16 protein-coding genes are annotated in these 21,623 nt (G+C 74.3%); 8 read left to right on the forward strand and 8 right to left on the reverse strand.

The window, feature by feature from the left end; all coding sequences use genetic code 11:
• Nucleotides 1-138: 138 nt before the first annotated feature.
• Complete coding sequence (locus ACWCRA_RS18660; protein ID WP_451068079.1) at nucleotides 139-648, forward strand: ANTAR domain-containing protein; 510 nt, start codon at nucleotides 139-141, stop codon at nucleotides 646-648.
• Complete coding sequence (locus ACWCRA_RS18665) at nucleotides 645-2,969, forward strand: SpoIIE family protein phosphatase (protein ID WP_351547610.1); 2,325 nt, start codon at nucleotides 645-647, stop codon at nucleotides 2,967-2,969. The genes ACWCRA_RS18660 and ACWCRA_RS18665 overlap by 4 nt, the downstream gene beginning before the upstream one ends.
• A 225-nt stretch (nucleotides 2,970-3,194) precedes the next feature.
• Here the strand turns inward: ACWCRA_RS18665 and ACWCRA_RS18670 are convergent, their stop codons facing one another.
• Nucleotides 3,195-3,371, reverse strand: coding sequence for a hypothetical protein (locus ACWCRA_RS18670; RefSeq protein ID WP_451068080.1), 177 nt, complete (start codon nucleotides 3,369-3,371; stop codon nucleotides 3,195-3,197).
• Nucleotides 3,372-3,522: 151 nt separating this feature from the next.
• Nucleotides 3,523-6,528: a HAMP domain-containing protein gene (locus tag ACWCRA_RS18675; RefSeq protein WP_351547615.1), complete on the reverse strand. Its 3,006-nt coding sequence runs from the start codon at nucleotides 6,526-6,528 to the stop codon at nucleotides 3,523-3,525.
• Between the two features lie 749 nt (nucleotides 6,529-7,277).
• Between ACWCRA_RS18675 and ACWCRA_RS18680 the strand changes: the two genes are divergently transcribed.
• On the forward strand, nucleotides 7,278-8,252 hold the full coding sequence (locus tag ACWCRA_RS18680; protein ID WP_451068081.1) for a SigB/SigF/SigG family RNA polymerase sigma factor: 975 nt from the start codon (nucleotides 7,278-7,280) through the stop codon (nucleotides 8,250-8,252).
• A 24-nt stretch (nucleotides 8,253-8,276) separates the two neighbouring features.
• On the opposite strand, the gene ACWCRA_RS18685 is transcribed toward ACWCRA_RS18680, so the two are convergent.
• From ACWCRA_RS18685 to ACWCRA_RS18700, 4 genes are all read right to left on the reverse strand, one after another.
• Complete coding sequence (locus tag ACWCRA_RS18685; protein WP_351547618.1) at nucleotides 8,277-8,729, reverse strand: ATP-binding protein; 453 nt, start codon at nucleotides 8,727-8,729, stop codon at nucleotides 8,277-8,279.
• Nucleotides 8,730-8,740: 11 nt separating this feature from the next.
• Nucleotides 8,741-9,139, reverse strand: coding sequence for an STAS domain-containing protein (locus ACWCRA_RS18690; RefSeq protein WP_351547621.1), 399 nt, complete (start codon nucleotides 9,137-9,139; stop codon nucleotides 8,741-8,743).
• Nucleotides 9,140-9,371: 232 nt separating this feature from the next.
• Complete coding sequence (locus tag ACWCRA_RS18695; protein WP_351547624.1) at nucleotides 9,372-10,904, reverse strand: MFS transporter; 1,533 nt, start codon at nucleotides 10,902-10,904, stop codon at nucleotides 9,372-9,374.
• 181 nt (nucleotides 10,905-11,085) lie between these two features.
• Nucleotides 11,086-12,321: an FUSC family protein gene (locus ACWCRA_RS18700; protein WP_351547627.1), complete on the reverse strand. Its 1,236-nt coding sequence runs from the start codon at nucleotides 12,319-12,321 to the stop codon at nucleotides 11,086-11,088.
• Between the two features lie 846 nt (nucleotides 12,322-13,167).
• On the opposite strand from ACWCRA_RS18700, the gene ACWCRA_RS18705 reads away from it, so the two are divergent.
• The 3 genes from ACWCRA_RS18705 (at nucleotide 13,168) to ACWCRA_RS18715 (ending at nucleotide 16,976) form a co-directional block, all read left to right on the forward strand.
• Nucleotides 13,168-14,229 (forward strand): PHP domain-containing protein, encoded by a 1,062-nt coding sequence (locus ACWCRA_RS18705; protein ID WP_351547630.1) that lies wholly within the window; start codon nucleotides 13,168-13,170, stop codon nucleotides 14,227-14,229.
• A 95-nt stretch (nucleotides 14,230-14,324) separates the two neighbouring features.
• Complete coding sequence (locus tag ACWCRA_RS18710) at nucleotides 14,325-14,720, forward strand: VOC family protein (protein ID WP_451068082.1); 396 nt, start codon at nucleotides 14,325-14,327, stop codon at nucleotides 14,718-14,720.
• A gap of 201 nt (nucleotides 14,721-14,921) precedes the next feature.
• Complete coding sequence (locus ACWCRA_RS18715) at nucleotides 14,922-16,976, forward strand: phosphocholine-specific phospholipase C (RefSeq protein ID WP_451068083.1); 2,055 nt, start codon at nucleotides 14,922-14,924, stop codon at nucleotides 16,974-16,976.
• 43 nt (nucleotides 16,977-17,019) lie between these two features.
• On the opposite strand, the gene ACWCRA_RS18720 is transcribed toward ACWCRA_RS18715, so the two are convergent.
• Nucleotides 17,020-17,640 (reverse strand): class E sortase, encoded by a 621-nt coding sequence (locus ACWCRA_RS18720; RefSeq protein ID WP_451068084.1) that lies wholly within the window; start codon nucleotides 17,638-17,640, stop codon nucleotides 17,020-17,022.
• A gap of 677 nt (nucleotides 17,641-18,317) precedes the next feature.
• Entirely contained in the window at nucleotides 18,318-20,039 is a 1,722-nt protein-coding gene (locus ACWCRA_RS18725; protein ID WP_451068085.1) for a GAF domain-containing sensor histidine kinase, read from the reverse strand.
• A 246-nt stretch (nucleotides 20,040-20,285) separates the two neighbouring features.
• Between ACWCRA_RS18725 and ACWCRA_RS18730 the strand changes: the two genes are divergently transcribed.
• On the forward strand, nucleotides 20,286-20,744 hold the full coding sequence (locus ACWCRA_RS18730) for a Crp/Fnr family transcriptional regulator (RefSeq protein ID WP_451068156.1): 459 nt from the start codon (nucleotides 20,286-20,288) through the stop codon (nucleotides 20,742-20,744).
• A gap of 93 nt (nucleotides 20,745-20,837) precedes the next feature.
• The gene (locus ACWCRA_RS18735) at nucleotides 20,838-21,515 is read left to right on the forward strand and encodes a response regulator transcription factor (RefSeq protein WP_351546240.1); all 678 of its coding nucleotides are present in this window, start codon (nucleotides 20,838-20,840) and stop codon (nucleotides 21,513-21,515) included.
• Nucleotides 21,516-21,623 lie beyond the last annotated feature (108 nt).

The raw sequence follows: 21,623 nt of genomic DNA on the forward strand, positions 1-21,623 counted from the left end.
CCGGGCGCCGACGGCCCGGCCCGTCGGGTGTGTCCCGGCGCGGATCGCGGGCAGGAGCGCCGGGAGAGGCAGAGGAACGCGTCGCGCTCCCACCGGTCCCGTGGGGGCGCGCCCGGACGTTCGGAGGGAGCGCGAGCCATGGCCCCGACCCCGCCACCGGAGCACCGCGCGGAAGCGCCCGACGGCGCTGCGGCCGAGGCGGAAGCCCTGCGCCAGGAGGTGGCCGGGCTGCGCCGGGCCCTCTCCTCGCACCCGGTCATCGACATGGCGCGGGGCGTCGTGATGGCGACCGCGTCCTGCACGCCGGAGCAGGCGTGGCAGGTGCTGGTGACGGTCTCCCAGCACAGCAATCCGAAGTTGCGCGAGGTGGCCCGCCATCTGGTCGAGAGCACCCATGGGCCGCCTCCCCGCCGCCGGTCCGGGCGGCGATGCGCTCCGCCCGCGCCGCGCTGCCCGGCCGTGACCGGTGACGGCGCGCGGCCGGGCGCGTCAGGAGCGCCGGTCAACCGGGCGCGCGCCCGTCCACCCGGTCGAGGGGCGGTTTTTTCCCGCTCTCCCCGCCGGGCGACGCGCGCCGCCGTAGAATCCGGACCCGACGCGATCACCTGCTGTCTGTCGCACCCCCGCCCGGGATGGGAGCCCCAGTGATCAGCCCTGCGCCGGACCCCGCCGCCCCCGTGGACCGGGGGCCGGACCGGGAACCCCCGTCCACCGCGGTGACCGAGCTGTCCGCCACCGTGGCCGGTCTCGCCGCCGAGAACGCCGGGCTCCGGGCCGAACTGGCCCGCCGGCGTCTGCTGGATCTGGCGACCGGCGTCCTGGTCTCGCAGCTGAGGACCTCGCCCGCGGAGGCCGCCGGGCATCTGGCCCGGCTCACGGAGGAGACCCGTACCGGCGCCGAGGACCTCGCCGCCGACATCGTCAACGGGGTCGCGGGCACCATCGCCGTCACCGCGCCGCACCCCGCCCACGCCCCGTACGGCGCGGAGGCGCGCCGCACCCGCCGGGCCGCGACGGCGGCGGAGGCCCAGCACACGGTCAACGACGCGGCGGCGACCCTGCTGGAGGGCGCGCTCGCGCCGCTGGGCGTGAAGAGCCTGTGGCTGTGGCGGCGTACCGGCTCCGGCTGTCTCCAGCTCACCGGGCACGCCGGGGTCAGCGCCATGGAGGCGGCCCAGTGGCAGTGGATTCCGCCGTCGCCGCCCGCGCCCTTCCGGACCCTGCTGACGGAGGGCGTGCCGGTCTGGCTCGCCGCCGGGCCCCCGTCCGGTGAGGTGCTGCCGGGGCCGGGGCCCCGCGCCGCGCGGGCCCTGCTGCCGCTGCGGCTGCGGGGCGCGACCGTGGGGGTGGCGCTCGCGGTGTGGCCCGCCCGGGCCGAGCTGGAGGCCCCGGTGCGGCGGGCGCTGGTGGATCTGATGGAGGTGGCCGCGCGGGTGCTGACCGCCGTGGAGTCCGAGCCGCCCTCCCCCGCCCCGGCGCTCGACGATCTGCTCGACGCGATGGCGCACCCGGCGATGACGCTCCACCACGACCGGTCCGGCGGCCGGACGGCGCCGACCGTGGAGTATCTCAACCGGTCGGCGATCGAGGCGCTCGGCGTCGCGGACGGCACGGCGGGGGATTCGCTGACCCGGCTCTTCCCACTGCTGCACACGGAGATAGCGGAGCTGTCCGAACGGGCCCACGAGTCCACCTCGGTACGGCGGGCGGCCCGGCTGCCCGCGGAGCGCGACCAGCGTCTGCCCGCCCCGCTGCTCGATGTGCGGGCGCTGCCGCTGGGCGCGGAGCGCACGGTCGTGCTCTGGCACACCAGCAGCGACCGGGGCACATCGGCGGTACGGGCGGTGGCCAGGCTCCAGGGGGTCGCCCCGTTCGAGGACAGCCTGCTGACCGGCACCTCGGTCTGGGGCGAGCAGGCGTGGGCGATGTTCGGACTGCCCCGGGAGGCGGCGCCCGCGCCCCTGACCGAGCTGCGGAGGCGTGTCCACCCCGACGACCGGGACGATCTCGCGGGACTGCTGCGGACCCTGACCGGGCGGCGGAAGGGCGCGACCGGCGTGATCCGTTTCATCCGGGACGAGAGCCGTCCCCGGCATGTGCGGATCACCGCGGAGCCGCTGCTCTCCGAGGGGGTGCTGACCGGGATCACCGGCGTCTACCAGGACGTGTCCGCCGAGTACCACACGGAGATCGCCCTGTCGGCCACCTTCGACCAGCTCACCGCCGTGCAGGCGCGGGCGGCCGTGCGCCACCGGCTGGCGCTCCAGCTCCAGCAGGCGATCGTGCCGGAGGTGCCCGCGCTCCAGTTGCTGCCGGGCCTCCAGGCCACCGCGCGCTACCGGCCGGCGATGCAGGAGTACCGCGTGGGCGGCGACTGGTACGACGTACTGCCACTGCCCGGCGGCACGGTGCTGGTCGCGGTGGGCGACATCGCGGGCCACGGCATCGACTCCGCCACCGGGATGGTGGCGCTGCGGAACGCGCTGCGGGGTCTCGCCTTCACCGGGCACACCCCCGGCCGGCTGATGGAGTGGCTGAACGAGGTCACCCTGCACACCCCGGGCCATCCGACGGCGACCGCCGTCTGCGCGCTCTACGACCCGGACCGGCGCACCCTGCGGTGGGCGAGCGCCGGCCATCTGCCGCTGCTGTTGCTGCGCGGGGGCCGGGCGGAGCTGCTGGAACCGCCCCGGGACATCCTGCTGGGGGCCGTGCCCGGCGCGGTGTACCGGGAGACCACGACCCAGCTGGAGGCGGGCGACACCCTGCTGCTCTTCACCGACGGGCTGATCGAGCGGCGCCGGGACGCGCTGGACGAGGGGCTCTCCGCGCTGCTGCGGCGGGCGGAGGAGCTGAGCGGGCGCCCGGTGGACGAGCAGGTCGACGCGCTGCTGGGCGCGGCGACCGGGGACACCGACGACGACACCAGTCTGGTCGCGGTGCGGGTGAGCACGGGCGAGGACGACTGAGTCGCCCGGCGCGGGCCGTTGCGGCGCGCCGGGCGGCCTGATCAGCGGGGCGGCGGCCCCCCGGGGCCGGACGGGCGGCCGGCTCGGCACGACGGCGCGGCGGGCCGTCACGCGGCCGGACCGGGACGGCCCGCTCGGGAACGGCCGCTCGGCGACAGTCGTTCAGGGTCGGCCGCTCAGAGCCGGCCGCTCACCCCTGTCGTGCCCGTTCCGTACGGGGGCGGCTCAGGGCTGTCCGTCCTGCCGGCGGCGGCGGGCGGCCCGCAGTTCGGCCTCCTCGCTGCGTCCGCTCTCCTTCTCGCGCTGCCCCTCCGACCTGAGGCGCTCATTGTGCAGCGCGATGCCGTCGGCCTCCTTCTTCCGGCCCTTCACCTGCTTCAGTTTCGCCTTCATCCAGCTCATGCTTCCGGCCCTTCCAGGACACCGTGGGCGTGTCCGCACTTCCAGTGTGGCCCGTCCCCCTTCCGGGCGCCGCGCGCGCGGTGCCCGGAAGGGGTCAGGTCTCCTGCGGGTGCCCTTGCGGCGCCCCCTCACACCCGCGGAGGCAGTTCCGTCAGCGATCGGCGAGATGCGCCCGGATCTTGGTCAGCAGCTCATCCGTGTCGACCGGTTTGGCGACGTAGTCATGGGCCCCGGCGGCCAGGACCCGGGCCCGGTCGCCGGGCATCGCCTTGGCGGTGACCACGATGATCGGCACGGCGGCGAACCGGGGCAGCTCCCGGATCGCGGCCATGGTGGCGAGGCCGTCCATCCCGGCCATCATCACGTCCAGCACGATGAGGTCGACGCCGCCGTGGGAGTGGAGGAGGTCGATGCCCGCCTGGCCGCTGCCGGCCTGGAGGACCGTCATCCCCTGGTTCTCCAGCACCTCGGTCAGGGCGAACACATTGCGGATGTCGTCGTCGACGACCAGGACGGTACGGCCCCGGGGGGCCCGGTCCCCGGTGGCGGGGTGCCGCTCCGGGACGGTGGCCACGACGGACGGGCGGGGAGCGGTGAGACCGTGCACCGGCAGATGGAGGGTGAAGCTGCTGCCCTCGCCGGGGGCGCTCTCCGCGGTGATGGTGCCGCCGAGGAGATGCGCCACCTCGCGGCTGATGGAGAGCCCGAGGCCGGTTCCGCCGTACCGCCGGGAGGTGGTGCCGTCGCCCTGCTGGAAGGCGCCGAAGACGCTCTGGAGGCGGTCGGCGGGGATACCGATCCCGGTGTCGATGACCCGGAAGGCGAGCACCTGCCCGCTGCCGCGCAGCGCGGCGGGCAGCTCCTCGTCGTCCGCGTTCTCCACGCGCAGCTCGACCCGGCCGCGCTCGGTGAACTTCAGCGCGTTGGAGAGGAGGTTGCGCAGCACCTGCCGCAGCCGGGACTCGTCGGTGGTGACCCGCTCCGGGATGTCCGGGGCGGCGAACACCCCGAGTTCGAGATCGCGTTCGCCGGCCACGGGCCGGAAGGTCGCCTCCACGTAGTCCAGCAGCCCGTGCAGCGCGAAGGGCTCCGGGTGGACGTCCATCTTCCCGGCCTCGACCTTCGACAGATCGAGGATGTCGTTGATCAGCTGGAGCAGATCGGAGCCCGCCGAGTGGATGACCTCGGCGTAGTCGACCTGCTTGGGCGAGAGGTTGCCCTCCAGGTTCTGGGCGAGCAACTGGGCCAGGATGAGGAGGCTGTTGAGCGGGGTGCGCAGCTCATGGCTCATATTGGCGAGGAACTCGGATTTGTACATGGAGGTACGGGAGAGCTGCTGGGCCCGGTCCTCCAGTTGCTGGCGGGCCTGTTCGATCTCCAGGTTCTTGCGCTCGATGTCGCGGTTGCGGTCGGCGAGCAGCGCGGCCTTCTCGCGGAAGGCGGCGTTGGAGCGCTGGAGCTCCTCCTGCCGGGCCTGGAGTTCCTTGGAGCGGGCGCTGAGTTCGGCGGTGAGCCGCTGGGACTGCTCCAGCAGCTCGTCGGTGCGGAGATTGGCGATCAGGGAGCTGACATTGACACCGACCGTCTCGATGAACTGTTCGAGGAAGTCGCGGTGGATGGGGGTGAAGGGACGCAGGGCGGCGAGTTCGATCACGCCGAGGACCTGGTCCTCCACGACGATGGGGAGGATGACGAGCGCGGTGGGGTCCATCCCGCCCGCCCCGGAGGCGATGGTGGCGTAGCCGGGGGGCAGGTCGTCGACGGCGATGGTGCGCCGGCTGCGGGCGGCCTGGCCGACGAGGGACTGGCCGAGGAGAAAACGTCTGGGCCCCTCGTCGGGGTCGTCGGGCGAGCCGTAGGCGGCGGTCATCACCAGCTCCGGGCCGCGCTCGCCGTCCCGGGTGAGGAAGAAGCCGCCGTACAGGGCGCCGACCAGGGGCGGCACCTCGTCCATGATCAGCTCGGCGATGGCGGGCAGGCTGCGGGTGCCCTGCATCCGGCTGGAGACCCGGGCCAGATTGGTCTTGAGCCAGTCCTGTTCCTCATTGGCCCGGATGGTGACCCGCAGCGACTCCACCATGGCGTTGATGTGGTCCTTGAGGTCCCCGACCTCCCCTGGGGCCTCGACGGTGATGGAGCGGGTGAGGTCGCCCTCGGCGACCGCGCTGGTCACCTCGGCGATGGCGCGGACCTGGCGGGTGAGGTTGCCCGCGAGTTCGTTGACGTTCTCCGTGAGCCGCTTCCAGGTGCCGGAGACGCCCTCGACCTCCGCCTGGCCGCCGAGCCGGCCCTCGCTGCCGACCTCCCGGGCGACCCGGGTGACCTCGGCGGCGAAGGAGGAGAGCTGGTCGACCATGGTGTTGATGGTGGTCTTGAGTTCGAGGATCTCGCCGCGCGCGGACACATCGATCTTGCGGGTCAGATCGCCCCGGGCGACGGCGGTGGTGACCTGGGCGATGTTGCGGACCTGGTTGGTGAGGTTGTCCGCCATGAAGTTGACGTTGTCGGTGAGGTCCTTCCAGGTGCCGGAGACGCCCCGGACGGTGGCCTGGCCGCCGAGCTTCCCCTCCGTACCGACCTCGCGGGCGACCCGGGTCACCTCCTCCGCGAAGGAGGAGAGCCGGTCGACCATGGTGTTGATGGTCTCCTTCAGCTCCAGGATCTCGCCCCGGGCGTCCACTCTGATCTTCTGGGTGAGATCGCCGCGCGCGACCGCCGTGGCGACCTGGGCGATACTGCGGACCTGCGAGGTGAGGTTGTCCGCCATGGTGTTGACACCGGTGGTCAGTTCCTGCCAGACGCCCCGGACGCGCGGTTCGCGGGCGTGGCCGCCGAGCAGCCCCTGCCCGCCGACCTCGCGGGCGACCCTGGTCACCTCCGAGGTGACCAGGGAGAGCTGGTCCACCATCCCGTTGTAGACGGCGGCGATCTCGCCGAGGAGGCCCTCCGCCTCGTCGGGGAGGCGGGCGGAGAGATCACCGTCGCGCACGGCGGTGAGTCCGGCGAGCAGTTTGCGCAGGCCCTCCTCGCTGAGCCGGCCGGACGGGGGCGGGGCGGACTGCTGGGGGAACGGCGGTGACTGCGGAAGCGGCGACGCCGGCAGCGGTGCCCCGGGCAGGGGCTCACGCGGTTCCGGCGAGGAGGCAACCCCATCCATCGCTGACCTCACCTCTCATGAACGGGCGGCGCCCCGTCGGCGGCGCCGCTCTGCGAGATACCGGGAAAGGTGGTATGGCTCTGCGGGGGAGGGCGAAACCGACGGCTGCCCTCCACCGAATCCACTCTGTCACGCCGTATCACCGCGGACACCCTGAACAGCACAGGAGCGCCAACTCGCCGTGCTCAGGCGGGCGGTGGGAGCGGTGAGGACCGGCGGCGGGCCGGGCCGCGCGGCGGGCGGGGCGGGGCCGCCGGGCCGGTTCCCGGAGTGCCGTTCCGGCAGTTGGCCACCGGGATCGGCGGTACGGGGAAGGGCCGGCGGCGCGGGGTGTCACCGTCCGGCGGCGGAGGCGGACCGGAGGTGCCGTCGCACCACAGTTCGGAGGGTGTCCCACGGCGCCGGCCGGCGGGGGCGACCGGTTCGGGCCACCTGGGCGGTGGCCGGGGGCGGCCGAGGGCGCGGCCGGTGGGCGCGGCCGGGGCGCGGCCGGTGGGCGCGGCGCTCCGCCGGAGCCCCTCGGCCGCTGGGCCGCCGGGGCGCTGGGCCACCGGGCCGCCTGGTCACCGGGCCGCTGGGCCGCTGGGCCACCGGGCCGCCTGGTCACCGGGCCGCTGGGCCGCTGGGCCACCGGGCCGCCTGGTCACCGGGCCGCCGTCCAGCCGGGGCTCCTGGGCATGAGGCCGCCGGGCCGCCGGACCGTCTGGGCACCGGCACCCCGATTTCGGATATCCCGTTAGTTATCAAAGATGCCAATACGGGCATTTCTCCAGAGGAACGTCCGGACGGCGGGCCCGCCGCCCCCGGGCCGTGGCGTGGACCCGCCCCGCCGAAGGAGCCCTCCTGTGTCCAGCACCCTCCGCACTCCCCCGGCCGGCGCCCCCGTGCTCCCGGAGGCGGCGGGCGGGCGCGGGCGCGTCGGCGCGGCGGAGGCGCGGGCCCTGACCGCGGCGCTCTTCCGCAGGCTCGCGGGACTGGCGGAGGGCACCGCCGAGCACGCCCTGGTCCGCAACACCCTCGTCGAGCTGAATCTCCGTCTGGTGCGCTTCGCCGCCCGGCGCTTCGGGGGCCGGCCGGAGCCGATGGAGGACATCGTCCAGGCCGGCACCGTGGGTCTGATCAAGGCCGTGAACCGGTTCGACCCGGCTCTCGGGGTGGACTTCGCGGGCTTCGCCCTGCCGACGGTCACCGGTGAGATCAAGCGCTTCTTCCGGGACACCGGCTGGGCCGTCCATGTGCCGCGCCGGCTCCAGGAGCTGCGGATCGAGCTGGCCCGGGCCACCGAGGCGCTGGAGCAGGAGCGCGGGCACCGGCCGGGGACGGCGGAGCTGGCGGAGCGGCTCCGGCTTCCCGAGGCGGAGGTGACCGAGGGTGAGCGCGCCGCCAACGCCCATGCCGCGCGCTCCCTGGACGCCCCGCTCCGGGAGGAGGAGATCACCGGGCCGCTCGCCCGGCGTCTCGGCGCGGAGGAGGGCGCCTACGACACGGTGGAGTGCCTGGTCTCCCTGAAACCCCTCATCGCCGCGCTGGGCGAGCGGGACCGGCTGCTGCTGTCCCTGCGCTTCGGCCAGGAGCTGACCCAGTCCGAGATCGGCGCCCGGCTCGGGGTCTCCCAGATGCAGGTGTCCCGGCTGCTGGCACGGGTGCTGACCCGGCTGCGCGAGGGGCTGCTGTACGACCCTCCCGGCGCCGCGCGGCCCCCGGCCGGGAGCCGCGAGGGGTGACGGGCGGGCGCCCGCCGGCCGGGGTCAGTGCGCGGGACGGCGGGCCGGGGAGGTCACCGGGGCGACCTCGACCCAGACGACCTTGCCCTCCCCGGCGGGCTCCGATCCCCAGCCGCGCGCGAGCCGGTCCAGCACGATCAGTCCATGGCCCCCGGGCCGCGCGACATCGCGCGGCCGGGGCCTGGGTGGCTCGGGACTGAGGTCCGCGACCTCGATCCGGAGCGCGTCGGGGGTGTGGCGCAGTACGAGCTGGGTCGGCCCGCCCGCGTGCAGGCAGGCGTTGGTGACCAGCTCGGAGACGAGCAGCAGCACGTCCTCGACGCGCTCGGCCCGCTCGTCGCGCACACCCGGGGCGGGGGTCCAGCCCCAGTCCTCCAGTGCCCGCTCGGTGAAGTCGCGACAGCGCCCCACCACCCCCGCGGCTCCGAACAGCCCGAGCCGCCGTGTCTGTCCCTGCCCCCGGAGGCCCGTGCCCATCCGCTCCTCCGTTACGGCTGCGATTCGTCGGCCAGGGCAGCGCCCAGGCTCTCGTACACCCGGAACACCGTATGCGCCCCGGTTATGTCGAACATGCGTGCCACTGGTGGTCTGAGTGCCGCCAGCTCCAGCCCTATGCCGGACTCCAGTGCGTTGAGACGCGCTCTGAGCAGCACATTCAGCCCGGTGGAATCACAGAACCGCAGCTCCGCGCAGTCCACCAGTATCCGGGCGGGCCGCTCCTGGACGCCCGCGCTGAGCGCCTCGCGCAGCGGTTCGGCGGTGTCGTGGTCGAGTTCGCCCGTGAGGGCGAGGACCAGAGCACCGACGGCGCCTCTGCGCTCGACGCCGAAGCGTCCGCCGCCGGGCGCGCCATCGCCGGCCGGCTGTCCGGAAACTCCCGACACCATGGGGCTCGCCCGCCTTTCTGACCACTTCCGGCTCCCCCGCGCAGGGGGCGCTCCGTCGAGACTGGCAGGGTCCGCCCGGCGTCGCCAGTGGGCCCGTACTGCTCCGGCCTGCGCACCGGATGTCCCGACAGTGCCCGCCCTGACCTCCCTAAAACGCCCCGGCGCGAGCCCCGTCGTAAATCACCGCCTCGCGAGCCCCGCGCACAGGACACGTCCGCGCCCCCCGCGCGGTTCACCGCGCGGGGGTGATCTCGTCGGGATCACCCGGTTCGCGGGTGGCTCCCGGGGCGTCCGGAGTGCCGCCGGGAGCCGGCGGCACCACCGAGAGCGGGGTGGCGATGGACTCCAGGGATCTGCCCTCCGCCGCCACCGCGAAAAAGACCGCGACCAGTCCGGCGACGACCATCAGCGCGGCGCCGACGCAGAAGGCGAGCACGGCGTCGGAGACCTTGCCGCTCTCGGTGAGACCGGCGAAGACCAGTGGCCCGGAGATCCCTCCGGCCGCCGTGCCGATGGCGTAGAAGAACGCGATCGACATGGCCCGGGTCTCCATCGGGAAGATCTCGCTGACGGTGAGATAGGCGGAGCTGACCCCGGCCGACGCGAAGAAGAGCACCACCGCCCAGCAGGCCGTCATGGTGGTGGCGGTGAGCCAGCCCGCGCCGAAGAACCAGGAGGTGACGAAGAGCAGCGCTCCGGAGAGGAGATAGGTGCCGGCGATCATCGGCCGCCGGCCCCAGGTGTCGAAGAGGCGGCCGAGCAGGAGGGGCCCGAGGAAGTTCCCGAAGGCGATGACGGCGAAGTAGTAGCCGGTCGCACCGCTGGGCACGTCGAAGAACCGCACCAGGATGGAGCCGAAGCCGAAGGTGATGGCGTTGTAGAGAAAGGCGCCGCCGATGAAGAGCGCGAAGCCGAGTACCGCCCGCCGGGGATAGACACGGAAGACGGTCCGGCCGATCTCGGCGAAGCCGACGCTGTGCCGCTGCCGGATGGTCATCGCGGTCGTGGCGGCGGGCAGCGGACGGCCCCGTTCCCGTTCGATCCCCTCCTCCACCGTGTCGACCAGCCGCTCCGCTTCCCGGTCCCTGCCGTGGATCAGCATCCAGCGCGGGCTCTCCGGCACGTGGCGGCGCACCAGCAGGATGACCAGGCCGAGGACGACGCCGATGGCGAAGGTGAGCCGCCAGCCGAGGTCCTTGGGGAAGACCGAGGTGTTGAGAGCGACCACCGAGAGCAGGGCTCCGCCCATCGCGCCGAGCCAGTAGCTGCCGTTGATGATCAGATCGACGCGCCCCCGGTACTTGCTGGGGATCAATTCGTCGATGGCCGAGTTGATGGCCGCGTACTCCCCTCCGATGCCGAAGCCGGTGAGGAAACGGAAGAGGAAGAACCACCAGACGGAGAAGGAGACCGCGGTCAGCGCGGTGGCCGCCAGATAGACCGCCAGGGTGATCAGGAAGAGCTTCTTGCGGCCGTAGCGGTCCGTGAGCCGGCCGAAGAAGAGGGCGCCGAGGCAGGCGCCGGCCACATAGAGCGCCGCCGCCGTGCCGGTGACCTGGGCGTCGGTGATGGGCAGTCCGCTGCCGTCCTCCGAGAGACGGCTCGCGATACTGCCGACGACGGTCACCTCCAGGCCGTCGAGAATCCATACGGTCCCCAGCCCGATGACAATCATCCAGTGCCACCGCGACCACGGCAGCCGGTCGAGCCGGGCGGGGATTCTGGTGGTGACGATCCCCGGTTCGGCGGGGACGGATGGGCTCACAGGGTGCCTCCTGACGGACGCGCGGCCGCCCCGGGGGCCAGGGGCCACCCGCGCGGAACCGCTGGCGGGAAGTTCAGGGATCTCCCAGGATCAAACCGGATGGGAGATGACAAACACGGCATCAATGCAGCGCGCCGGGGTGAGGATCGGAGGGGCGGGGTGAGCGGGCCGGGCCGGCGGGTCAGCGGGCCGGGGCGCGGCGGCGTCTTCTGCGCTGGACCCACTGGCGCGCCGCGGCCACTCGGGGGTACTTCTCCCGCTGCTCGCGGGCGCTGCGGTCCAGCTCCTCCATCAGCCGCCGGGAGCGGTGCTCGGGGTCCAGCTCGTCCAGGATGCGATCGGTCTCGGCGAGGAGGGCGCCGTGCAGCTGCCAGTGGCGGGGATGGCCGGCGACCCCCTCCAGCAGCAGCCGGGCCACCTGCTCGCGGCTGTTCGCCGCCGCGGCCAGCTCGGCGGAGAGCCGCTGTTCGGCCGCCTCGGCGCTCGCGCTGACCTGACTGGTGACCAGGACGGCGAAGCTCACGAGCGCGTCGGCCACATGGGCGAGCAGCTCCTCGATCGCGCGCCCCGTCTCACGGGTGAAGAGATCGTCCCTCCCGCGCGCCTTCGCCAGGTCGGTCATGGTCCGGGCCATGACCCGCAGCACGACCGCGCAGATCTCCAGGGTGTCCAGCCCGGTGCGGAGCACGACCCGGTTCAGCAGCCCCTCCCTCACCCTCGGGTTGAGCCTGAGACTGTCCTCGGCCTGCCGCAGGGAGGCGTCCACCTCGGCGATGTCGTTGTCGAGCCGGCGCGCCTCGTGGAGCCGGGCGGCGGCGGTCTCGACGCTGGTGGGGGCGGTGAGTTCCTCGCCCATGACGAGCAGCAGCCGGCGCATCCGGCGCGAGAGATCCGTCAGGGACTCCCCCGCGCTGCCCACCCACACGGGCGGCAGCAGCACATTGAAGAGCAGCCCCACCACCGCGCCGATCAGGGTCTCCAGCACCCGGTCCCAGGCTGTGTCCGCCACCCGGGTGACACCGAGGACGAGCATCGCGCTGATGGCGACCTCGGGGACGAACTCGCCCACCCGGACGATGTATCCGACGATCAGCGAGGCCAGGATGATCAGCCCCAGGCTCCACCAGCTCAGTCCGACCAGCACGCTGAAGGCGCTGGCGATGAGCACCCCGGCGACCACCGAGTTCACCCGCCGGATGCCGGTGGTGAGCGTCGAGTAGAGCGTCACCTGGACCACGAGCAGAGCCGTCAGGGGGGCGGTGAGCGGGGCGGGTTCGCCGCTGAGCCAGAGGGCGGCGGCGTAGGCGATGGTCGCGGCGGCGGTCGAGCGCAGCGTCTGGACGACGGCGGGCTCGCGCCGGTGCCGCCGGATGAATTCGGCTGCCCGCTCCCGGGCCGGCTCTCGCGTCGTGGGCAATGCCGCCACCCGTGTGTGTCGAGGGCCCGTGCGCCGTTGGGTCGGGACCTCGGGCGGAGTGGTCCTGACGGCCCCGGGCAGACAGGGCGCTCGCCCGGCCCCGGCCCGGATTCCTCGCTCGGGACCCCTCTGCGGTCCTCCAGCAGGATCAGGGTAAGGCCCCCGGCCGCGATCCGCCCCCCGTCGGGAGCCCCGGTGCCGGAGCGGCGTGGCGCGGTGGGTCATGGGCGGGGCTCCTCGTCCGTGGTCGGCCGTGCTCCGTGCCCGTCGCCGTCATGGTTCGGTGCCCGGCTCCCGCTCGCCAGGGTCGCGCGGAGGTCACGGGGCCCGCGTCGCGCGGAACCGGGCGTGCGCGCCCGGCGCGCGGGCACGGCCCCGCCGGGGTACGGAGCGGAGGTCCTCGCACGGAGGGCGCGGCGGGCACGGCGGGCCGACCGGGAGCCGGGCCTGCCGGGCGTGTGCGCCCAGGGGCCCGCGCGGGGTCCGGCACGAACCGCCGCGGGGCCGGCGCCGTCGCCGGCCGGGCGGGGTGGGCGCCCGCGGAGGGGGTCGGTCCGCGCCCGTCCCGGTGAGCCCCCGGCGCACTCCGCCGCCGCCGGGTCCGGACGGCGCGCCGGGCGGTACCGGTCGCGCGGGGGCGGGTACGGAGGTGTCCGGCGCGGGCCGGGGGCGTGCGGGGTTCACCGTGCGGCCTCCGGGAGCACCGTGCGGACGGTCCCGTCGGGGGCGCTCCGGGGTGCCGCGCCGCGCGCGGCGGGCGAGAGTGGGAGTCAGGCCCCGGGAGCGCGCCCCGGGGTGCCGCACCCCGGCGCGGAGAGGGCCGGGGAGATGCCACGAGGAGCAGCCATGGACCCTCTGGACGCGCTGGACCGGGTGGCGTTCCTGCTGGAGCGCTCCCGGGCGCGGACCTACCGGGTCCGGGCGTTCCGCACCGCGTCGGCGGCCCTGGCGGAGCTGGGCCCCGGGGAGATCGCCGAGCGGGCCGCCGCGGGCACACTGGAGGCGGTCAGGGGCGTCGGCCCCAGGACGGCGGCCGTGGTGCGGGAGGCGCTGGCCGGAGAGGTGCCGGTCTATCTCCAGGGGCTGGAGGAGGAGGCGTCGGCGCCGCGGACGGAGGGCGGCGACGCGCTGCGGGCGCTGCTGCGCGGTGACTGCCATCTGCACTCGGACTGGTCGGACGGGGGCAGTCCGATCGAGGCGATGGGCCGGACGGCGCGGGCGCTGGGCCACGAGTGGGCGGTGCTCACCGATCACTCGCCCCGGCTGACCGTGGCGAACGGGCTCTCCGCCGAGCGGCTGCGCGAGCAACTGGAGGTGGTGGCCGACCTGAACGCGCGCTGGGCGCCGTTCCGGCTGCTCACGGGCATCGAGTGCGACATCCTGCCGGACGGCTCGCTGGACCAGGAGCCGGAGCTGCTGGAGCGCCTCGACCTGGTGGTCGCCTCGGTCCACTCCGAGCTGCGGATGGAGTCGGCGGGCATGACCCGGCGGCTGGTGCGGGCGGTGAGCGACCCCCGGGTGGATGTGCTGGGCCACTGCACCGGGCGGCTGCTGATCGGCCGTGAGCACATGGGCCGGGGGCGGCCGGGGAGCAGCGGCACCCGGCCCGAGTCGCGCTTCGACGCGGCGGAGGTCTTCGCGGCCTGCGCGGACCGGGGCACGGCGGTGGAGATCAACAGCAGACCGGAGCGGCTCGATCCGCCGATGCGGCTGCTGCGGCTCGCCGTGGAGGCGGATGTGTTCCTCGCCATCGACACGGACGCGCACGCCCCGGGGCAGCTCGACTGGCAGATCCTCGGCTGCGACCGGGCGGAGCGGGCCGGGGTGCGGCCCGACCGGGTGATCAACACCTGGAGCGCGGCGGAGCTTCTGCGGTGGACGGAGACGGGAGCGGGGCCGGGGCCGTGAACGGGAGGCGGGGGCGGGAGGCGGGGGCGGGAGGCGGGCGGTGATGGCCGATTCGGGCCCGTCTGCATCCGGCCCGAGGGGGTAGGCGGGCCGGTATGACGGTCACCAAGACAAGTGTGCTGGTACTGGACAGTGCCGAACCGGTCGAGCTGGCGGAGTTCTACGCCGCCCTCCTCGACGCGGAGATCCATATCGGGGACGACCCGGACCTGGTGGAGATCATCGGCCACAGAGGCGTCCATCTCGCGATCCGCAGAGACCGCGGTTACGCGCCCCCGAGCTGGCCCCGGCCGGAGGACTCGCAGCAGGCGCATCTGCGCATCCTGGTGGGCCGGGGCGACATGGACGAGGCCGAGCGCGAGGCCGTCGGCCTGGGCGCTCGGCCGGTGGACACCAAGGACAACAGCGGCCCGCGCGATGTCCGGGTCTACTCCGACCCGGCCGGGCACTCCTTCTCCCTGGCCGTCCACCCGCAGCGCCGGGAGGACTGACGGGCCGGCACCCCCGGAGGCCGTCACGCCGGGAGGGCCGGGAGGACCGGGAGGACCGGGCCGTCACTCTTCGCCGCACGGACCGCGCACATTCCCGGAGCCGGCCCCCCGCGGCCCCTTCCGCCCGCTCCACTCCTCTTGGACACTCCCCCGGCGTCACGACTCACGCTCGCTCTCCCACCTCCAAGGGGTTCCCGCTCCATGTCTGAACTCGACCGCCGCCGCTTTCTGCGGATCGCCGGGGCCACCGCCGGCCACGCCGCCCTCACCGGAAGCGTCAATCGCGCCGCCGCGATCCCGGCGAGCCGGCGTCACGGCTCCATCAGGGACGTGGAGCACATCGTCGTCCTGATGCAGGAGAACCGCTCCTTCGACCACTACTTCGGTGCGCTCAGGGGAGTACGCGGCTTCGGCGATCCGCGCCCCTACGTGCTGAACTCCGGTAAGCCGGTGTGGCACCAGCCGGACGGGACGAAGGAGGTGCTCCCCTACCACCCGGACGCCAAGGACCTCGGCATGCGGTTCATCGCAGGCCTGCCCCACTACTGGGAAGACGGCCACCGGGCCTGGAACGACGGCCGGTACGACACCTGGATTCCGGCCAAGTCCGCCGGGACGATGGCGTATCTGGAGCGGGAGGACATCCCGTTCCACTACGCGCTCGCCGACGCGTTCACCGTCTGCGACGCGTACCACTGCTCCTTCATCGGCGCGACCGACCCCAACCGCTACTACATGTGGACGGGCCACACCGGCAACGACGGCAGGGGCGGCGGGCCGGTGCTCGGCAATGAGCAGCTGGGGTACGACTGGACCACGTACCCCGAGCGGCTGGAGCGGGCCGGGATCTCCTGGAAGATCTACCAGGACATCGGCGACGGCCTGGACGCGGCCGGGCGGTGGGGGTGGCTCCAGGACGCCTACCGGGGCAACTACGGCGACAATTCGCTGTTGTACTTCAACCAGTACCGCGACGCCCGGCCGGGGAACCCGCTCTTCGACAGGGCCCGCACCGGTACGGACGTGGGGCGCGGGGACGGGTACTTCGATGTGCTGAGGGCCGATGTCGCCGCCGGCCGGCTGCCGCGGATCTCCTGGATCACCGCCCCCGAGGCGTTCTCCGAGCACCCGAACTGGCCGACGAACTACGGCGCCTGGTACATCTCCCGGGTGCTGGACGCCCTCACCTCCAACCCCGGCGTATGGGCGAGGACCGCGCTGTTCATCACCTACGACGAGAACGACGGCTACTTCGACCACGTGCCCCCGCCCTTCCCGCCGGCGTCGGCCGCGCAGGGGCTCTCCGGGGTGGACAGCTCGCTCGACCACTTCCCCGGGGACAGGAAGTACCGCGCCGGGCCCTACGGGCTCGGCCAGCGGGTGCCGATGCTGGTGGTGTCGCCCTGGAGCACCGGCGGGTACGTCTGCTCCGAGACCTTCGACCACACCTCGCTCGTCCGGTTCATGGAGCGGCGCTTCGGGGTGGCCGAGCCGGGTATCTCGCCCTGGCGGCGCGCCGTCTGCGGCGATCTGACCTCGGCGTTCGACTTCGCGCTGCGACAGGACCGGCCCGCGGAGCTGCCGGACACCGACGCCTGGGAACCGCCGGACAGGGAGCGCCACCCCAGCTATGTGCCGGTGCCGCCCGCCGACCCGTCGATGCCCGCGCAGGAGAGGGGCTCCCGGCCCACCCGGCCCCTTCCCTACGCGCCCCTGGTGGACGCGGAGCGGTCGCCGGAGGCCGGGCGGATCACCCTGACCTTCGGCGGGGGCGCACGGGCGGGCGCGTGCTTCCTGGTGACAGCGGCGAACCGGACGGACGGGCCGTGGACCTACACCGCCGCCGCCGGGAACACCGTCTCCGGCACCTGGAGCGCCTCCCGCTCCCAGGGCGCGCACGATCTGACGGTGTACGGTCCGAACGGCTTCCTCCGCGCCTTCCGGGGGCAGGCCGCCACGGCGGGGCCGGAGGTGACGGCCCGTCATATCGCCCGCGAGGGGGTCGAGCTGACCATGGTCAACCACGGCACCTCGGTCTGCCGGCTGACGCTCGCCAACGCCTACGGCGGCAGGAAGCGGACGTTCACGGTCCGTCCGGGCGGGCGGGTGCGGCACACCGTGGAGCTGCGGGGCCGCGAGCGCTGGTACGACCTGGAGGTGACCGCCTCCACGGACAGCGGCTTCCTGCGGCGGTTCGCCGGGCACGTGGAGAACGGGGCTCCGGGGGTGAGCGACCCGGCGATCCGTACGCGCTGATCCGCCGGGCCCCGGTGCGCGCCGGGGCGGGTGTCTCCCCCGGCTACTCCTCCCTGAGCACACCGATCTTGTCGATGCGGTGCTCCGGGTTGCCGTGGGCGTCGCGCCAGAAGTTGCCTGCGGCGTTGTCCTCCGGGGTCGCGCACGTCGAGAGCGTGATCATGGCCTCGGTGGGGCGCTCGCCGGGGTGGCCCGGGACCGGGGCGCGCTGTTCGGCGAGGGAGCGCTCGGAGCGGAAGGAGGTGCGGCGCGTCCCGGTGATCTCGTAGGTGTGGGTACGGCCGGCCGCCGTGACGGTGACCGTGTCGCCCTCGCCCAGGGACGGGAGGTCGCGCAGCGGGCCGCCCGCGGAGAGCCGGTGGGCGGTGACCAGGTAGTTGCCCTTCTCGCCCGGGCCGACGCCGCCGTGCTCGCCGTGGGGGCTGGCGGCGTCCCCCCGGTTCTGGATGCGGGTGCCCTCGGTGTCGTCCGTCGTGCCCTCGTAGGGGATGACGCGGAGGTCGCGCACGCCGATGGCGGGGATGGAGAGGGTCGCGGTCGCGGGGGCCGTCGCGGGGGCCGGTGGAGCGACGGGTTCGGCGGCGGTGGCCGTCGCGGTGGAGAGGGTCAGCAGGGCTGAGGCGAGCGCGAGGGCGAGGGTGCGGAGAGTGCGGGGTACGGCCATGGGCGCATCCGGACGCTGGGGCGGATGTACGGGTCTGGGGGGGCGCGGCGGGGCCTGGAGCATGCGCTCCGGCGCACCCGGTGGGGCCGGTGGGCTGGGCCCCGGCCGCGGGGGGACGGCCGCCCGGCCCGGGGGCCGAGGACGTGTTCCCGTCCTCCGTCCACCATGCCGAAGGCCATGGCATCCGGCAACGCGAAGGAGTTCTGAGTGGCGCGCGGCCCGGGAGACCCGGCGTACCGATCCCGCCGCCCGCGGGCACCCCGCCGACGGGGTCCGTCCTCAAACGCCGGACGGGCTGAGAAAGGGGAGCCCGCCGGGGAGCGGGAACGCAGCCCACCCGCCGACTGCGGGCACCCCGGCCGCGCGGCTTCCGCCCCCGAAGCAACAGGACGGGCTCAGGAAGGGGAGCCCGCAGGGGCCGAGAGGGCAACCACACCCATCAGCTCCGGGCACCCGGGGAACACGGTCCGTCCTCAAACGCCGGACGGGCTGGGGACAGCAACCCCGCCGGGGAGCGGGAACGCAGCCCACCCGCCGGCTGCGGGCACACCCCACCCCCAGGGGCCGCCCCCGAACACCGGACAGGCCGGAGAACACGGTCCGTCCCCGAACGCCGGACGCGACCCCCGCCGGGGAGCGGGAACGCAGCCCACCCGCCGGCTGCGGGCGAGGCGGGGTCAGGCGTCGGGAGGGAGGGGGACTCGCCATTCCAGGTGGGTGCCGGACTCCTCGCCCGGGCCGGCCGTGCTCGTGCCGCCGAGCCTGGCCGCGCGCTCCGCGAGGTTCCGCAGACCGCTGCGGCGGCCCTCCGGAGCCGTACCGATCCCCACGCCGTCGTCCGTGACCGTCACGGTCAGCTCCCCCGCGCGGACCCGGAGCGACACCTCGGTCCGGGTGGCGGCGGCGTGGCGGGCCACATTGCTCAGGGCCTCCGCGAGCACCGCCACCACCTCGTCCGCGACCGGGCGCGGCACATCCGTGTCGATCAGACCCTCCATCCGCAGGCCGGGGGCGAACCCGAGGGTGCGGGCCGCCTCCTCCAGGGCCCGGACGGTACGGACCCGCAGACCGGGCGAGGCGCCCGCCGTCTCGCGCTCGCGGAGGCCGAAGATCGTCGACCGAATGATCTTGATGGTGTCGTCCAGGTCGTCGATCGCCCGCACCAGCCGCTCGGTGGCCTCCGGGTGGTCGACGAATCTGCGGGCGCTCTGGAGCGTCATCCCGGTCGCGAAGAGCCGCTGGATCGCCAGATCGTGCAGATCGCGGGCGATCCGGTCGCGGTCGGCGAGCAGGGCCATCTGCTCGGAGTCGCGGCGCCGGTCCTCCAGTTCGAGGGCGAGCGCGGCCTGCCCCGCGAAACCCGACAGGGGCGCGGTCTCCGCGTCGGTGAACGGCGGTCGCCCCGACGCGCGGGCGAGCATCAGCACGCCCCTGACCCGGCCCGCCTTCCCCACGGGAACGGCGACCGCGGGCCCGAACCCCTCCCAGCGGCCCGCCCCCGCGCTCACCCGCGGATCGCCGGCGAGGTCCGGGGAGGTGGTCAGGGCGCCCTCGGCGAGCGCGGCGGCGGCCAGGGTGCCCCCGGCGGACGGCTGCGCCCCGGCCGGCTCGGCGGCTCCCTCCCCCAGCACCAGCGCCTCGCGCAGCTCCCCGCCCCGCCCGGCGAGATAGACGACGCCCACATCGGAGGTGGTGAGGTGCCTGGCCCGGTCCGTCATCATCTCCAGGACCTGGATCTCGGTGGCCCCGGAGAGCAGCGCGCTGGTGAAGTCGGCGCTGGCGGTCAGCCACCGCTCCCGGAGCCGTACCGTCTCGAAGAGCCGGGCGTTCTCGATCGCGATGCCGGCCGCGACCGCCAGGGTGGCGAGGACCGCCTCGTCCTCGGCGTCGAACTCGCCGCCGCCGCGCTTCTCCGTCAGATACAGATTGCCGAACACCTCGTCCCGCACCCGCACGGGCACCCCGAGGAAGGAGTGCATCGGCGGGTGGTGCGCGGGGAACCCCGATGAGGAGGGGTGGTCGGACAGCTCCGGGAGCCGGAGCGCCTCGGGGTGCCGGATCAGCTCCCCGAGCAGCCCGTGCCCCGACGGCGGGTCGCCGATGCGGGCGCTGGTCTCCTCGGGGACGCCGACCGTCAGGAACTGGTCGAGCCTCCGCTCGTCCCCGATGACGCCGAGCGCGCCGTACTCGGCGTCCACGAGCACCACCGCGGCCTCCACGATGCCGCGCAGCACCTGGGGAAGATCCAGCTCACGGCCCACCGACATCACGGCCTCCAGCAGACCGTTGAGCCGGTCGCGGCTGCCCCGCACCTCGTCGATCCGGGACTGGAGTTCGTCGAGCAGCTCGTCGAGCCGGAGGCGCGGAAGCCTGCCCGCGCCGCCTTCGTCCCCACTCATTGGCCCTCCGAGACCCTCCGTCCGATCCGGCCCACCAGGGCCCCCGCCACCGTATCGCCCGCGCCGGGCGCGCTCCCCGGCAGGGCCGTTCGGCCCGGTGGGTGTCCCCGCCCGGCCCCAGCGGTACGGGCGTCCCCCGGCGGATGCTCGACGGTGTCAGCCGGACGCCGAAGGGCCCGGGAAGCCCGGCCTCCCCGTGGCAGCGGGTGGGCGGGAGTCAGGACGGTGAGCACCTTGAGGACCACGATGAGCGCTCTGTCGACGGAGCACCGCGGACGGTTGATGGAGATCGGCCGGGAGGTCTCCTTCGGCCAGGGGGCCAGAATCTTCGACGAGGGCGACCGGCCGGACCGGTTCTGGATCGTACGGACCGGTCTGGTCACCCTGGACATCGCCGTGCCCGGCCGGCGTCCCGCGGTGATCGAGTCGCTCACCCACGGCGAGCTGGTCGGCTGGTCGTGGATGTTCCCGCCGTCGTCCTGGCAGATGGGCGCGGAGGCCATGACACCGGTACGGGCGCTGGAGTTCGACGCGGCCCGGGCCCGGCGGCTCTGCGACGCCGACCCCTGGTTCGGCTACGAGGTGGGCCGATGGGTGGGCGCGGTGCTGGCCCACCGGCTGCGGGCGGCGCGCACCCGGCTGCTGGATCTGTACGGCCCGCACGGGAGCGGCGTCCCCGGGGGCCGTGGGTGCCGCCCTGAGTGAGCGGGCGGCGACAGGGGCCGTTCGGCCCCTGTCGCCGGGGGTGCGCGAGGCTGCACTCTCGTAGGGAACAGCCAAGAACAGGGAGCCACCGACGTGACCGCGACACCCGCCTTCTCTCCGCAGCGCCCGATCCGGGTCTTCCTCCTCGACGACCACGAGGTCGTCCGGCGGGGTGTGCACGATCTGCTCGGCTCCGAGCCGGACATCGAGGTGGTCGGCGAGGCGGGCTCGGGCGAGGCGGCCCTGGTGCGGGCCCCGGCGCTGCGCCCGGACGTGGCGGTGCTCGACATCCGGCTGCCGGACGGCGACGGCATCTCGGTCTGCCGGGAGCTGCGGTCGCGGCTGCCGGGGACGGCCTGTCTGATGCTGACGTCGTTCGACGACGACGACGCCCTGCTGGACGCGATCATGGCGGGGGCGGCCGGGTATGTGCTGAAGCAGATCAAGGGGTCGGATCTGGTGGCGGCGGTGCGCACCGTGGCGGCCGGTCAGTCGATGCTCGACCCGGCGACCACGGCGCGGCTGATGAACACGCTCAGGGCGCCGGCGGAGCCGAGTGCGGAGGAGTCGCAGCTCGGCGAGTTGACGGACCGGGAGCGGGAGATTCTGGCGCTGATCGGGGAGGGGCTCACCAACCGTCAGATCGGGGCCCGGCTGTACCTCGCCGAGAAGACGGTGAAGAACCACATATCGCGGCTGCTGGCCAAACTGGGTGTCGAACGCCGTATCCAGGCGGCGGTGCTGGCCACCCAGTTCAACCGCCCCGCGTGAGCCGCCGGGCCCGGGTGCGCCGGCACGCGTGAGCCCGGCCCGGGTCACCGTCCCGCGTGAGCCCAGCCCGGGTCACCGACCCACGTGAGCAGCTCCACGTGAGCCCGG

The sequence above is a fragment of the Streptomyces sp. NPDC001889 genome (genome assembly GCF_053594535.1).